Source organism: Streptomyces vastus, from assembly GCF_039532825.1.
Lineage (GTDB): Bacteria > Actinomycetota > Actinomycetes > Streptomycetales > Streptomycetaceae > Streptomyces > Streptomyces vastus.
On sequence record NZ_BAAASJ010000032.1, the window covers coordinates 123,140 to 136,447 of the forward strand.

Genomic DNA, 13,308 nt, shown 5'->3' on the forward strand with positions numbered 1-13,308 from the left:
CGACCCCATGTTCTACTACGTGCTCAAGTACGTGATCCTGGGACCTTTGCTGAGACTGGTCTTCCGTCCCAAGATCGAGGGGCTCGAGCACGTACCGGAGTCGGGCGCGGCCATTGTCGCCGGTAATCATCTGTCGTTCTCGGACCATTTCCTGATGCCCGCGATCCTCAAGCGGCGGATCACTTTCCTGGCGAAGGCGGAGTACTTCACGGGGCCCGGTATCAAGGGCCGTCTGACGGCCTACTTCTTCCGCAGTGCCGGGCAGATCCCGGTGGACCGCTCCGGCAAGGAAGCAGGTCAGGCCGCCATCCGCGAAGGGCTCGGCGTGCTGCGCAAGGACGAGCTCCTCGGCATCTATCCGGAGGGCACGCGCTCGCACGACGGCCGCCTCTACAAGGGCAAGGTGGGCGTCGCGGTGATGGCCCTCAGGGCCCAGGTCCCCGTCATTCCCTGCGCGATGATCGGCACCTTCGAGGCCCAGCCGCCCGGGAAGAAGATCCCCAACATCCACCCCGTGGTGATCCGCTTCGGCAAGCCCCTCGACTTCTCCCGCTATGCCGGCATGGAGAACGAGAAGGCGATCCTGCGCGCCATCACCGACGAGATCATGTACGCCATCCTCAGCCTCTCCGAGCAGGAGTACGTCGACCGGTACGCGGCCGACGTCAAGGCCGAGGAAGCCGAGCAGAAGGCGGCCGAGAAGGGGCGCAAGTTCCCGCGGATGCCGCTGAGTTGATGCCGCTGATGTGAAGCTGAGAGCATGCGGAGGGGGCGGCCGGGATTCCGGCCGCCCCCTCTTCGTGTCTGTCGTGCTTACGGACTACGGGGTGGGCGTGGCGTGCGGGGCGCACGTCACGTCGGCCGCGTCGACCTTGCCGGTGAGCAGGTAGGTGTCCACCCGCTCGTTGATGCAGGGGTTGGCAAGCCCCGTGACACCGTGCGAGCCCGCGTTCTTCTCGGTGATCAGACGGGAGCCCTTGAACCGCTTGTGCAGCTCGACGGCGCCCTCGTACGGAGTGGCGGCGTCCCGCGTGGCCTGCACGATCAGCACGGGCGGCAGGCCCTTGCCGGTCTTGACGTTCAGCGGGGTCTGCTGCTTGGCCGGCCAGGTGGCGCAGGGCAGGTTCAGCCAGGCGTTGGCCCACGTCATGAACGGGTACTTCTTGTGCAGCTCGGTGTTGTCGCGGTCCCACTTCTTCCAGCTGGTGGGCCACTTGGCGTCGGTGCACTCGACGGCGGTGTAGACGGCGTTGCCGTTCTCCGAGGCGGCGTTGCCCGCGGTGTCCGACAGGTCCGGAGCGGCGGCGTCGACGAGCGCCTGGGTGTCACCGGCGACGTACTTGCTCCACACCTGGGCGGTGGGCGCCCACGCGGAGTCGTAGTACGGAGCACTCTGGAAGAACCCGACGAGCTCGGCAGGACCGACAACCCCGCCGATCGGGTTCTTCTTGGCCGTGGCGCGCAACTTCAGCCACTGGGCCTGGACTTCGACCCGCGTGTCGCCCAGGTGATAGGTCGCGTCGTTCTTGGCGACCCAGTCCTGCCAGTCCTTCCAGCGCATCTCGAAGGCGACGTCCTGGTCGAGGTTGGCCTGGTACCAGATCTTCTCGCGCGACGGGTTGACGACGCTGTCGGCGACCATGCGCCGCACATGCGTCGGGAAGAGGGTGCCGTAGACGGCGGCGACGTACGTGCCGTACGAGACGCCGAGGAAGTTGAGCTTCTTCTCGCCGAGGGCGGCCCGGATGACGTCCAGGTCGCGCGCGGTGTTGGGCGTCGTCATGTGCGGCAGCATCTCGCCGCTGCGCTCGGCACAGCCTGCCGCGTACTCGGCGGCGAGCTTGCGCTGGGCGAGCTTGTCGGCCTCGGAGTCCGGCACCGGGTCCAACTTGGGCGCTTTCACGAACTCCTGAGGATCCGCGCAGGAGATGGGCGCCGAGTGGCCGACGCCGCGCGGGTCGAAGCCCACGAAGTCGTACGCCTTCGCCGTGTTGACCCAGAGCGGGGCTTTGGTGGTGACCCGGCGCGGGAAGCGCAGGCCCGAGCCGCCGGGGCCGCCGGGGTTGTAGATGAGGGCTCCCTGGCGCTCCGCCTTGGTGCCCGTGTTGCCGATGCGGTCGACGGCGAGCTTGATCTGCTTGCCGTTCGGCTTCGCGTAGTCGAGCGGCACGGTGACCCAGCCGCACTGGATGGGCTTCTCAAGTCCCCAATCGGCCGGGCAGTCCTGCCAGTTGATGCCGGCCTTGGCGGCCCGTGCCGCGGCGATCGCCGTACCGCGCGCCTCGCGGTCCTGGCCGTGGCGGGTGTCCGCACTGGCGGACGGCGCCGCGACGGCCCCTGCTATCAGTGTCGCCGTGACGAACACTCCGGCCGAGCCGAGCGCTGCCGCTTTCTTCTTCGGCGGTCTCATACCCGTCAAGTGGGCCTCCCCGTACGTGTTGTGGTCGGTACGGGGATCCTTTCTGCTGTGACCTCCCTGAGGACAGGGGTGACTTGGCTTCTTTGCCAATCCGATAACCGGTAACCGCCTGACCGTTGAGCGGAGTTGTCCGTTACAGGCCGAGTGTACGCAGGGCTTCGTCGAGGATGCGGCGCAGCCGCAGGGCATCCGGGGCGAGTGCGGTCACGAGGACGCCGGGTCCTGCGAGCGGGGTGAGCGCGGCGTACTCACCCAGGAGCCGCGGGCCGGGCCGCGCATCGGCGAATTCCGGTCGTACGACGATGAGTTGCCCCACGGCGCGATGTCCCGCCAGCACCGCCGGGCCGTCCCAGCCGCCGGGCGCGCCGGGTCCGCAGGACAGTTCCTGGTCGAGCAGCGGGCGCCCGTCGAGACGGACGGTGAGACGGCTGGTGAGGCGGCCGGGCTCCTCGTGGGCGCGGCCGAGTACCTGTTCCTCACGCAGCGTCAGACGGGCGCCCGGCGCGAGGTCGGCGCGGGTGGTGACGTACAGATCACTTCCGTTCGCGGAGATCAACTGTTCGGGCAGCCAGCGCAGTTCGGCGCCGTCGGCGGCCGTGAGGCGCACGTCGTAGCGGGCCTCGCCCTTGGCCTGGCCCGGCAGGGCGATGGTGGCGGCGGCGGATCCGATGTGCAGTTCGGCGCCCTCGGCGGCGGTCGCCTCGACGGTGAAGTGGTCGCCGCCGAGGGGGCCGCTCATCGCCCCGACCAGCGTGACGCGTGCCTCGGAGCCGGTTGCGCGGGTGCGGCGCAGGGCGAGGGGGCCTTCGCCTTCCAGGGTGGGAAGGGCGGTGCCACCACGGCCGTCGGGGCGGGCGGCGATGCGGGCGGTGGCGCGTACGCCGGCTGCTCGGGCTTCTCCGGCTGCCCCGGCCTCTCGGGCTGCTCGGGTCGTCATGCCGTCCACGCGGCGAGTTGAGCCCGTACCCACTCGGCGACCTCCCGGACTCCGCCCTCCGCCCTCAACGACTGGAAGACAACCGGCAGTTCGGCACGCTGGGTCTTGGCATCGGCGGCCATCCGCCCGAGGTCCGACCCGACGTGCGGGGCGAGGTCCGTTTTGTTCACGACCAGCAGATCGGCGGTGGTGACACCGGGCCCGCCCTTGCGCGGGATGTCATCACCACCGGCCACGTCGATCACGAAGATCTGCGCGTCGACGAGCCCCTTGGAGAAGGTCGCGGTGAGGTTGTCGCCCCCGGACTCGACGAGGATCAGGTCCAGCGGACCGATCTCGTCCTCCAGATCCTCGACGGCTTCGAGATTCGCGGAGATGTCGTCCCGGATCGCGGTGTGCGGGCACGCGCCCGTCTCGACGGCTGTGATCCTCTCGGGCGGCAGCACGGCCTCGCGGAGGAGGAACTCGGCGTCCTCGCGGGTGTAGATGTCGTTCGTGACGACGGCGAGGGAGAGTTCGTCACGAAGCTCTTGGCAGAGTGCGGCGACGGTGGCGGTCTTGCCGGAGCCGACGGGGCCGCCGAGTCCGATACGGAGGGCACGGCGGGTGCCGTCGGGGCGGTGCGCGTCCGCGCTTACGGCTCCGCCGTGGTGAGGGTGGGAGTGGTCGAGGTGCATGCGGGTTGCTCCTGTGGCTTTCGTGTCGGTCGGTGGTTGTTGTGCTGCCGCCGGGTCCGCGCCGGGGGCGAAACTCCTCCTACGACGCGAACAGACGAACCGCCCACGCGGCATGCACCTCCGCACTGATCTCCAGCAGCGGCGCGGAAGCCGCAGGGAGGGCATCGACGCCCTCCTCGACGGCACGGCGCGCCGCCTCGGCCGCCCGGTCCGCGACACGGTCGAGGTCCGGAGCCAGCCGAGCCAGCACCCCCGTGGCGTCGAAGGGGTCAAGGCTCAGCAACCGCACCGTCGCGGAAGCCGCCCCACTGACACTCTCGTACGCGGAGCAGTACGCGGCATCCACCGCCCCCAGCCCCGCGGTCCGAGCAGCCACCCCGAGGACCACCGGCTGATGGGCCCCCTTGGGGAACGCCCGCGCCAGCGCGTCGAGTTCAGCAGACGGCCACGTCGCCCGAGCCGCCCGCATCAGCTGCCGCCCGAGCTTCCGCGCGGCAACCCGCAGCGCGGCCGACGGCGTGCGGGCGTCCGCCGCGGCGTCGAGTGCCAGAGGATCAAGCCCCAGCGCCCCCGCCGCGGCCAGCGAGGCAGACACCAGCCCCGCCGTGTGCAGCCGGCCACGGCAGAACTCCTCAAGACTCGCCGCCCCGGTGATCCGCCCGGCCTTGACGGCCGCCTCGGCCCCGCCGGAGTGCGCGTGCCCACCGGCGGGAAACCGGCCGTCGGCCAGGACGAGAAGCGCGGCTCGGGACATGGTGACGCGTCCTTAGAAGAGGAAGTACCGCTGTGCCATGGGCAGTTCGGCAGCGGGCGTGGCCTCGACCAGCTCCCCGTCGATGTGTACGGCGAAGCTGTCCGGATCGACCCGCACCTGAGGCCGCGCGTCGTTCTCCCGCATGTCCGCCTTGGTCACCCCGCGCGTCGACTCGATGGGCACGAACCGCTTCCCGAGCCCGAGCCGCTCCGGCAGCCCGTCCTCGACCGCGAGCGGTGCCACGAAGTTGAAGGAGTTGGATGCGGGGGCCCGCCCGATCGCTCCGTACATCGGACGCGGCAGAATCGGCTGGGGGGTAGGAATGGACGCGTTGGCGTCGCCCATCTGTGCGTACGCGATCTGCCCGCCCTTGACGACGAGATGCGGCTTGACCCCGAAGAAGGCGGGCTCCCACACCACGAGGTCGGCGAGCTTGCCGGTCTCGACGGAGCCGACCTCGCGGGCGAGCCCCTGAGCGAGGGCCGGGTTGATCGTGTACTTGGCGACATAGCGACGTACGCGGTGATTGTCGGCCCGCCCGTCACCGGGCAGCGCGCCCCGCCGCCCCTTCATCACATGCGCGGTCTGCCACGTACGCATGATGACCTCGCCCACCCGCCCCATCGCCTGGGAGTCCGACGAGATGATCGAGATGGCGCCGAGGTCGTGCAGGATGTCCTCGGCCCCGATGGTGGAGGGCCGGATACGGGACTCGGCGAAGGCCAGGTCCTCGGGCACGGCGGGGTTCAGGTGGTGACACACCATCAGCATGTCGAGGTGTTCCTCGGCGGTGTTGACGGTGTAGGGCCGGGTCGGGTTGGTGGAGCTGGGCAGGACGTGCGGCTCGGAGACCACGGTCATGATGTCCGGCGCGTGGCCGCCGCCCGCGCCCTCCGTGTGGTACGCGTGGATGCCGCGCCCGGCGATCGCGGCGAGCGTGTCGGCCACGAAGCCCGCTTCGTTCAGGGTGTCCGTGTGGATCGCGACCTGGATACCCGTCTGGTCGGCGACCGTCAGCGCGGCATCGATGGCGGCGGGCGTGGACCCCCAGTCCTCGTGGATCTTCAGACCCAGCGCACCCCCTCGGATCTGCGAGAGCATCGCCTCGTGCGAGACGGTGTTCCCCTTGCCGAGCAGCCCGAAGTTGAGCGGGTACTCCTCCATCGCCTCCAGCATCCGTGCCAGATGCCAGGGGCCGGGCGTGACGGTGGTGGCCTTCGATCCCTCGGCCGGACCGGTGCCGCCGCCTACGAGGGTCGTGATGCCGGAGGCGAGCGCCTCGTCGGCGATCTGCGGACAGATCAGATGGACGTGCGCGTCGATGGCGCCGGCCGTCAGGATGCGGCCGTTGCCCGCGATGATCTCGGTCTCCGGTCCGATGACCAGGTCCGGGTGCACCCCGTCCATCGTGTCCGGGTTGCCCGCCTTGCCGATGCCGGTGATCCTGCCGTCGCGGATGCCGACGTCGGCCTTGACGATGCCCCAGTGGTCGACGATCACGGCGCCGGTGATGACGGTGTCCGGCGTGCCCTCTGCGCGCGTAGCACGTGACTGGCCCATGGACTCGCGGATGACCTTGCCGCCGCCGAACACCGCCTCGTCACCGGCGAGCCCGGGCCCGCCGGAACGATCCTCCTCGATCTCGATCAGCAGATCGGTGTCGGCGAGCCGGATCCGGTCGCCGGTGGTCGGGCCGAACAGATCGGCGTACGCGGCACGCGAGAGCTCAGCCATCGAGAGCACCTCCGGTCTCACCGCGCAGTCCGGGCACCACACGGGCGCCGGTGAGCGGAACGAGTTCGACATCTACCGGGATCCCGGGCTCGAAGCGCACGGCAGTGCCGGCGGCGACGTTGAGCCGCTTGCCGCGCGCGGCGGCGCGGTCGAAGTCCAGACCGGGGTTGGCCTCGGCGAAGTGGTAGTGGGAGCCGACCTGAACGGGCCGGTCGGCGGCGTTGAGGACGGTGAGCCGGGTGACCTCGCGGCCTTCGTTGAAGGCGACGGGTCCGTCGGCGAACAGGATCTCTCCGGGAATCATGGTGGCCGCTCCCCCGTCAGACGATCGGGTCGTGGACGGTGACGAGCTTGGTGCCGTCCGGGAAGGTGGCCTCCACCTGGACGTCGTGGATCATCTCGGGGATGCCCTCCATGACGTCCTCGCGGGTGAGGATCCTGCGCCCGGAGGCCATGAGTTCGGCCACGGTGCGGCCGTCCCTCGCGCCTTCGAGGATGTGCGACGTGATGAGCGCGACGGCTTCGGGGTGGTTCAGTTTCAGTCCGCGGGCCCGGCGCTTCTCGGCCACGTCGGCGGCCACATGAATGAGCAGCCTCTCCTGCTCGTGCGGGGTCAGTTGCACGGCGTCCCACCTCACAGTCCTCGCTCCGGACCGTGCGGGGTCCGGTTTCCGCAGCCGCCGGGCAAAATCCCAGGTGGCGTGGAGGCGCAGGCTAATTGGGCGGCGTTTCAGCGACGTTAACCGGCCGTCGGCCGGCTCAGGTCCGCGCGTCGGGGTTTCCCATGCTCATCAGGCCCTGCAGCCCCTCCTGCAACACCTCCACCGGTGCGGTGCCGAAGACGGCCATCTGCGCCACAAAACCCTGGGCCGTCGCGATCATGGTCCGGGCCACGCTTTCGGCCGGTACGTCGTCCCGCATCATCCCCGCGTCCTGATAGCCCTGGACGACCTTCATCCAGGCCGCCCGCACACTGCCGAAGCCGTCGTGGAACACGGCCGACAGTTCTTCGTTGCGCATGGTCTCCGCCCAGACCTGAATGATCAGCCGCGGGTACACGAACTCCCCGTTGTGGATCATCCCCACCCTCCCCTCGATGACTGAGCCCATGACGCGCCCCACCAGTTCGTCGGGCGGCGGGGGCGGGCTCTGCCGGGCGGCGGCCTCGAAGCCTTCGCGAACCTCCGCCAGGACCTCGGTGACGATCGCTTTGATCAGCTCGTTCTTGCCGCTGAAGTAGCGGTACACGGCGCCTGCCGAGAGATCCACTTCCTTCAGTACGTCCTGCATGGACGTGGCGTGGAAGCCGTTGCGGGCGAAGCAGAGGGCCGCGCCGTCGAGGATCTGACGGCGACGGGCATCGAGGTGTTCCTGAGTTACACGGGCCATGGACAGCAACGTAAAACGAACATTCCTTCTTGACAACCTCGCAGTGCCCGCAGGATGGTGGCAACGAACCTAAAACGAACGATCCTTCTTTTTGAACCTCGACCCCGATCGGAGAGGAAACCCATGTCCGCCACCTCCGCTACCGCCACCAGGACCACCACGCCACCGCCGCCGACAGCGCCCTCGCCGTCCCACGGCCGCCGCGTGGTCGCCGTCGTCCTGCTGGTCCCCGTCCTGGTCGCCCTCGCACTGTGGGCGTTCGCCTGGCCCGCGGCCCGTACCGCGCCGCACGACCTGCCGCTCGGCGTGGCGGGTCCCACCACCGCGACGGCCCAGGTGGAGCAGCGGCTCGAGGCGCGCGAGGGCGCGTTCGAGATCCACCGTTACGCCGACGAGAGTGCCGCCCGGGACGCCATCGAGGACCGGACCGTATACGGGGCGGTCGTCGCCACCGAGCAGGGGCCGAAGCTGCTCACCGCCTCGGCCGCGAGTCCGGTCGTCGCCCAGCTGCTCCAGCAGGCGGTGACCCAGCAGGCGGGCGGCACCCAGGTGCAGACCGTCGATGTGGCGCCGGCCCCCGCCGCTGATCCGCGCGGCGCGGCCCTGACGTCGAGCGTGCTGCCGATGGCGCTGGCCGGCATCGGTGCGGGAGCCGCCGTGACGCTGCTGGGGCTACGTGGCTGGCGTGCGGCCGGTGCGCTGGTCGGCGTGGCTGTCCTGGTCGGCGCGGTGGCCGCCGCGATCGCCGGCAGCTGGCTCGGCGTGCTCACCGGGAACTGGTGGGCCGAGGCGGGCGCTCTCGGCCTGTCGACGCTGGCGGTGAGCGCCGCCGTCGCGGGCCTCGCGGCCCTGTTCGGCACGCCGGGCATCGGACTCGGCGCGTTCGTCATGATGCTGCTCGGCAACCCGTTCTCCGGCGCCGGCTCGGCACCCGAGATGCTGCCCGAGCCGGTCGGTGTGATCGGTCAGTGGCTGCCGCCGGGGGCGGGCGCCACACTGCTCCGCTCGGTCTCGTTCTTCGACGGAGCCGCCGCGGCCGGTCCCGCCCTCACCCTCACCTGGTGGGCAGCGCTCGGCCTTGGTGCGGTCATCCTGGGCAGCGCGCTCCAGCGGCGCAAGGCACCTGCCGAGACGGTCGTCGCCGAGCGGGAACCTGTCCGGGCAGGCTGACCACCACCACAACAGAGCGACCGTGCGTCCCCGCTGTAGCGGACGGGGGCGCACGGTCTTTTGCATCCGCAGGCGTCCCGCCCACAGGAGTGCCCTACGAAGCGCTGGGCCCCCGGTGCTCCGCCGCGATACCGAAGCGCTGCTGTTCGCGGGGAGCGGACGTGACCTCGCGGACGCTGGAGACGGCGCTGATCACCTGCTCCTCGGCCGGGTCCTGAAGTTCTTCGAGTCGTTCCAGGTCAGCGGCGGAGACAAGAGCGACGAGGGGCTTTCCGTGCCGCGTCACGACGACGCGCTCACCGCCGTACACCACTTTGTTGATCAGGTCGGCGAGCTCAGCCCTGGCTTGCGTCACCGGAATCTCATAGGCCATGCTCCCCAGCTTACGGCGCGTCCATGACGTCCGTGAGTTACATGACAAGTGCCTGAGAGCCAGGTCAGAGGCGGCTCCCCCCGTCGTCTCGCACCCAGTTCCAGCTCGCCCGCCGAAGAGTCTCGGCCATCTCGGTGGGGTCGGGGGCGGCGTCTGCGGGGTTCTCGGGCCACTGCTGAACAAGGGCGGTGGCCCAGTCGGCCCAGGTGGCGACGAGCCGGTAGTAGTCGGTCAGGAAGCGGCCGGCGAGCTGTGATGGTGCTGGTCTGCGTCCATGCACTCAACGGCACTGACCTCCGCCGTCTGCTGCTCACGGACCTTGGCCTGTCCCACGAGCGGCTCGTCGTAAGGCGCCATGCAAAGCGGCACATCATCTACCTGGACGAACTCACCTACCGCTGCGCTTCCGACTGGATCCGCGAGGGCCACCGCCGGTGGCCGGTCACCAGCAACCCTCATCTGCTCATCAACCGATGGACCGCAGTCGACACCGCCCACTCGATCATCGGCATGGACACCCTCGCAAAGACCATCCGCCTGACGGGCTTCACGATGCAGACGCTGCGTCAGGACCGGATCCGCGACGAGGCCTTCGAGGTCGACGACCCGCTTCACCTGATGCGCTTGTCCGGCATCAGCGCCCAGACCGCGATGCGGTACATCACCGCCGCCCACCCCGAGCGCACCGCGAAGCTGCCACGCTAGCCACTGCGGGATCCAAGCCCACCGAGCCCAGCGAGAACCACGGCGACCATGCGGGATCGCGATGCTGGGTGATTCCCGAGTCAAGTCATCCGTCGAGCGGCGTATGTCGGAAGGTCCCTGATCACGCTTGGAAGCCGGTGCGCGGGCGTGTGCGCCTGCAACGCCGGACCAGCAGTGCCGCGAGGAGCAGAATCCCAAAGGACACGGCGATCAAGGTTGGACCGGCGGTGTCCAGGGCGGCGGCAACGGCTCGCTGGATGCTGGCCGCCGCGTCGATGACGGGGTCGGTGGTGGCAGGGTCGCCCTGGACGCGGATCTCGTACCAGCCGTAGTAGGCGACGTACGCGCCGACCAGGAGGAGCAGGCCGCCGCCGAGCCGGGGGGCGATCGCGCCGAGGCGGCGCAGCCGGGGGACGGCGGTGGTGCGGGTGAGGGCGACGGTCAGGGAGGCGGCGCCGACGATCAGGCCCATCCCGGCAGCGTAGGCCGCGAACAGAGCAATGCCCTCCGCGGTGGAGCCGCTGCGGAAGGCGGAGACGACGATGGCGAGGAACGGGGCGATGGTGCAGCCGAGGGAGGCGGTGGCGTACGCCATGCCGAACAGTGCCATCGAGGGCACGGAGCGTGTGACGGTGGGGGCGCGGCGGAGTTTCGGGGCAAGGGTGGGCAGTTGGCGGCCGGCGAGGAGCCATGCTCCGGCAGTGGTGATGAGCAGGCCGAAGGTGATGGTGAACCAGGGCAGGTGCTGCTGGACCTGGCCGGCGACGGGCTGGATGACGAGTCCGAAGACGCCGAAGAAGGCGGCGAAGCCAGCCGTCATCGCCGCGGTGGCGGTGAGCGCCCGGCCGATGGCAACGGTGCGGCTGGGGCTGTCGTCGCCCAGGACGAGCAGGGAGAGGTAGGCGGGCAGCAGGGCGAAGCCGCACGGGTTGACGGCGGCGAGCATCCCGGCGCCGAGTGCGAGAGCAAGGGGCAGGTCGGCCATGGCGGTTCAGCCGGTGACGGCGGCGAGCTTCTCCGCCAGGCCCTTGCCGCCGGGGAGCACGCCCTCGTAGACGGTCGTGCCGTTCTTGTCGAGGATCACGTAGTGGCTCTGCTGGGTGACCTCGAACCGCTTCCACACCTCGCCCTTCTCGTCGGACAGGTGCGAGAAGGAGCCGGTGCCCGTGTCGGAGACGAAGGCACGCATTGCGGCGTTCTTGTCCAGACCCGCGACGCCGACGACGTTCGCCTTGCCCTGGTAGTCGGCGGCGACCTTGGCGGTCTCGGCTGCCTGACCCTTGCATGTGGGGCACCACGGTGCCCAGAACCACAGCACGGTGGGCTTGCCCGCGAGGGTCTTCGCGTCGAACGGCTTGCCGTCCACCGTGGTGGCGGTGAAGTTCAGTGCCTCGGGTAGCTTCCTGCCCTCCGCCCCACTACCGCCCTCGGCGGAGCCGACGGGCGACTCGGCAGGGGACGGCGCCTTTGACGGGGAGGCACCCGCGTCGCCGACGGACGCGGAGTCTTCGCCCGAGCCGCATGCGGTCAGAGCGAGGAGGGTGGCAGCGAGGGCAGCCGGGAGGAGGGTGCGGGCGCGCAAGGAGGACTCCTGTGGGTCGGGACCGATGGCGAGGCTAGTCGTGGCGGCTTGGGCGGGCAGCAGGCCGGAGCCTTACGGATTGGTGACGTCAGCCCGCGGCGTCCTTGAGCCGTTCGGGGTCGAGGACGGTGATACGCCCGCGGGCCAGGCGGAGCAGGCCGTGGTCGGCGTAGTCGCGCAGCACCTTGGTGCAGGTCTCGCGGGAAGTGCCGGCGAGGGCAGCGAGCTGTTCGTGAGTGAGGGCGATCTGCGGGTGACGTCCGACCGGCCGCAACGGGCTCGCCGGGGGCTGGGCGCTGGTCAGGGTGGTCAGCGTGGTGGCAATGCGTTGGGCGACGGTTTTGAACACGCTGTCGGACAGGCGCTGTTCGAGGTCGGCCAGGCGGCGGCCGAGGATCGCGGTGATCCGCGCGGCGATGCGGGCGTCAGTCAGCAGCAGCCGGTTGACGTCCGAGCGGCTCATCACACACACGACGGTGTCGTCGAGGGCTTCGGCGTAGTTGTCGTACATGTGCTGTCCGAGCAGGACCATTTCGCCGAAGATGGTGCCCGGGGCGATGATCGCGGTGGTGAGGCCCGGCCGTCGGCGGAGACTCGGAAGACGCGGACCCGGCCCCTTTTGAGGATGAACAGCACCTCGGACGGCTGGGTGGGCGAGTAGAGGATCTCGCCCGCGTGGTACGTCTTCATCGGCGCCGCTTGGGCTATGGCTTCCATCTCCTGCTCGGAAAGGTCGCAGAAGATGTCGACCTCGGCCAGGCACCAGGTCCGCTCAGCCTCCTCGTCGCCTGCTGCGGCGTCGGTCATGGTGTGCGTCTCCTCGCGTCGTCCAGGGGCCCACGGCGGGGGTGCGGCGCCCCATGCCGGGCGGGCCAGCGCAGCGGCGCCCTCGGCCAGACAGTAGGGCACCGCCTCACCGTCGATGGATATCCGGCGTGGCGCGGCCCCCGGCCGTGGGGTGTCGGGGCCGGGTGTTGACGCGGGCGTTGCAGGGCTCATCCTCGGACCTGGTCGGTGCGCTTGCCCATCGCCTGGGCGATGCACGCGAACGTGGCCCCGGCGAGCAGCCCGAACACGAGGTGGGCACCGAGGCTGGAGGAAGTGACGTCGTTCCACTCGAAGACGGGCATGCCCATGTTGGCGGGCATGATCCACAATGCGCCGACGGTCCACCACACCGCGCCGTAGGCCAGGCCGAGGACGACGGCGGGGGCGATGCGCTGGGCGAAGAGGCCGAGCAGTGCGCCGAAGGTGATGCCGGCGAACAGCGCGATCGCAAGGTGGATCAGCCATCCGGCGAAGGCGTCGGTCGAGCCGAGGAGACCAGCGACCATGGTGATCATGGCGGTGTCCGTCATCGGCCAGGACACCGACATCCAGATGCCCATCCCGATGCCGCCGACCAGTCCGGCCGCGGCGCCCCAGACGGCATGGACCGGGATCGCCGCAGTCTTCGCGGTCTTCGGGGATGCCTGCACGGTGGTGGCCATGGTGATCGTCCTCCCTGGTGCGGTGTGTCTTTTTTTACGCTCTCGTCGCCGACGCTAGGCCGCAGGCCACATGCAGGT

18 protein-coding genes are annotated in these 13,308 nt (G+C 69.9%); 3 read left to right on the top strand and 15 right to left on the bottom strand.

All coding sequences use genetic code 11. The features are described 5' to 3' along the window. Positions 1 to 7: 7 nt before the first annotated feature. Positions 8 to 736 (top strand): lysophospholipid acyltransferase family protein, encoded by a 729-nt coding sequence (locus ABD357_RS15705; protein ID WP_344390671.1) that lies wholly within the window; start codon positions 8 to 10, stop codon positions 734 to 736. Between the two features lie 84 nt (positions 737 to 820). Here ABD357_RS15705 and ABD357_RS15710 read toward each other — a convergent pair whose 3' ends face one another. From ABD357_RS15710 to ABD357_RS15745, 8 genes are all read right to left on the bottom strand, one after another. Beyond that, a complete protein-coding gene (locus ABD357_RS15710) occupies positions 821 to 2,410 on the bottom strand; it encodes an alpha/beta hydrolase (protein WP_344390860.1) in 1,590 nt (529 codons plus the stop codon). Between the two features lie 142 nt (positions 2,411 to 2,552). Then, the gene (locus tag ABD357_RS15715) at positions 2,553 to 3,356 is read right to left on the bottom strand and encodes an urease accessory protein UreD (protein ID WP_344390672.1); all 804 of its coding nucleotides are present in this window, start codon (positions 3,354 to 3,356) and stop codon (positions 2,553 to 2,555) included. After that, positions 3,353 to 4,033, bottom strand: coding sequence for an urease accessory protein UreG (gene ureG, locus ABD357_RS15720; protein WP_344390674.1), 681 nt, complete (start codon positions 4,031 to 4,033; stop codon positions 3,353 to 3,355). The genes ABD357_RS15715 and ureG overlap by 4 nt, the downstream gene beginning before the upstream one ends. Positions 4,034 to 4,112: 79 nt before the next feature. Beyond that, positions 4,113 to 4,787: an urease accessory protein UreF gene (locus ABD357_RS15725; protein WP_344390675.1), complete on the bottom strand. Its 675-nt coding sequence runs from the start codon at positions 4,785 to 4,787 to the stop codon at positions 4,113 to 4,115. A gap of 12 nt (positions 4,788 to 4,799) precedes the next feature. Further along, positions 4,800 to 6,521, bottom strand: coding sequence for an urease subunit alpha (locus ABD357_RS15730; protein ID WP_344390676.1), 1,722 nt, complete (start codon positions 6,519 to 6,521; stop codon positions 4,800 to 4,802). After that, on the bottom strand, positions 6,514 to 6,825 hold the full coding sequence (locus ABD357_RS15735; protein ID WP_165263778.1) for an urease subunit beta: 312 nt from the start codon (positions 6,823 to 6,825) through the stop codon (positions 6,514 to 6,516). The genes ABD357_RS15730 and ABD357_RS15735 overlap by 8 nt, the downstream gene beginning before the upstream one ends. Before the next feature lie 16 nt (positions 6,826 to 6,841). Further along, positions 6,842 to 7,144 carry an urease subunit gamma gene (locus ABD357_RS15740; RefSeq protein WP_344390677.1) on the bottom strand — a complete coding sequence of 101 codons (303 nt, stop codon included), beginning with the start codon at positions 7,142 to 7,144 and terminating at the stop codon, positions 6,842 to 6,844. A 136-nt stretch (positions 7,145 to 7,280) separates the two neighbouring features. After that, positions 7,281 to 7,910 (bottom strand): TetR/AcrR family transcriptional regulator, encoded by a 630-nt coding sequence (locus ABD357_RS15745; RefSeq protein WP_344390678.1) that lies wholly within the window; start codon positions 7,908 to 7,910, stop codon positions 7,281 to 7,283. A 123-nt stretch (positions 7,911 to 8,033) separates the two neighbouring features. Here ABD357_RS15745 and ABD357_RS15750 point away from each other — a divergent pair, with 123 nt between their 5' ends. Continuing rightward, positions 8,034 to 9,080 (top strand): ABC transporter permease, encoded by a 1,047-nt coding sequence (locus tag ABD357_RS15750; RefSeq protein WP_344390679.1) that lies wholly within the window; start codon positions 8,034 to 8,036, stop codon positions 9,078 to 9,080. A 94-nt stretch (positions 9,081 to 9,174) separates the two neighbouring features. Here the strand turns inward: ABD357_RS15750 and ABD357_RS15755 are convergent, their stop codons facing one another. Further along, the gene (locus ABD357_RS15755; protein ID WP_344390680.1) at positions 9,175 to 9,453 is read right to left on the bottom strand and encodes a type II toxin-antitoxin system Phd/YefM family antitoxin; all 279 of its coding nucleotides are present in this window, start codon (positions 9,451 to 9,453) and stop codon (positions 9,175 to 9,177) included. A gap of 64 nt (positions 9,454 to 9,517) precedes the next feature. Next, entirely contained in the window at positions 9,518 to 9,733 is a 216-nt protein-coding gene (locus ABD357_RS15760) for a hypothetical protein (protein ID WP_344390681.1), read from the bottom strand. On the opposite strand from ABD357_RS15760, the gene ABD357_RS15765 reads away from it, so the two are divergent. Then, positions 9,709 to 10,158 (top strand): hypothetical protein, encoded by a 450-nt coding sequence (locus tag ABD357_RS15765; RefSeq protein ID WP_344390683.1) that lies wholly within the window; start codon positions 9,709 to 9,711, stop codon positions 10,156 to 10,158. The genes ABD357_RS15760 and ABD357_RS15765 overlap by 25 nt on opposite strands. A gap of 121 nt (positions 10,159 to 10,279) precedes the next feature. On the opposite strand, the gene ABD357_RS15770 is transcribed toward ABD357_RS15765, so the two are convergent. The 5 genes from ABD357_RS15770 to ABD357_RS15790 form a co-directional block, all read right to left on the bottom strand. Next, a complete protein-coding gene (locus ABD357_RS15770; protein WP_344390684.1) occupies positions 10,280 to 11,143 on the bottom strand; it encodes a cytochrome c biogenesis CcdA family protein in 864 nt (287 codons plus the stop codon). A gap of 6 nt (positions 11,144 to 11,149) precedes the next feature. Then, on the bottom strand, positions 11,150 to 11,740 hold the full coding sequence (locus tag ABD357_RS15775) for a redoxin domain-containing protein (protein WP_344390685.1): 591 nt from the start codon (positions 11,738 to 11,740) through the stop codon (positions 11,150 to 11,152). Between the two features lie 88 nt (positions 11,741 to 11,828). Further along, on the bottom strand, positions 11,829 to 12,251 hold the full coding sequence (locus ABD357_RS15780; protein WP_344390686.1) for a Crp/Fnr family transcriptional regulator: 423 nt from the start codon (positions 12,249 to 12,251) through the stop codon (positions 11,829 to 11,831). Continuing rightward, positions 12,203 to 12,547, bottom strand: coding sequence for a Crp/Fnr family transcriptional regulator (locus ABD357_RS15785; protein WP_344390687.1), 345 nt, complete (start codon positions 12,545 to 12,547; stop codon positions 12,203 to 12,205). Before ABD357_RS15785 ends, ABD357_RS15780 begins: the two co-directional genes overlap by 49 nt. 188 nt (positions 12,548 to 12,735) lie before the next feature. Next, on the bottom strand, positions 12,736 to 13,230 hold the full coding sequence (locus tag ABD357_RS15790) for a hypothetical protein (protein WP_344390688.1): 495 nt from the start codon (positions 13,228 to 13,230) through the stop codon (positions 12,736 to 12,738). Positions 13,231 to 13,308 lie beyond the last annotated feature (78 nt).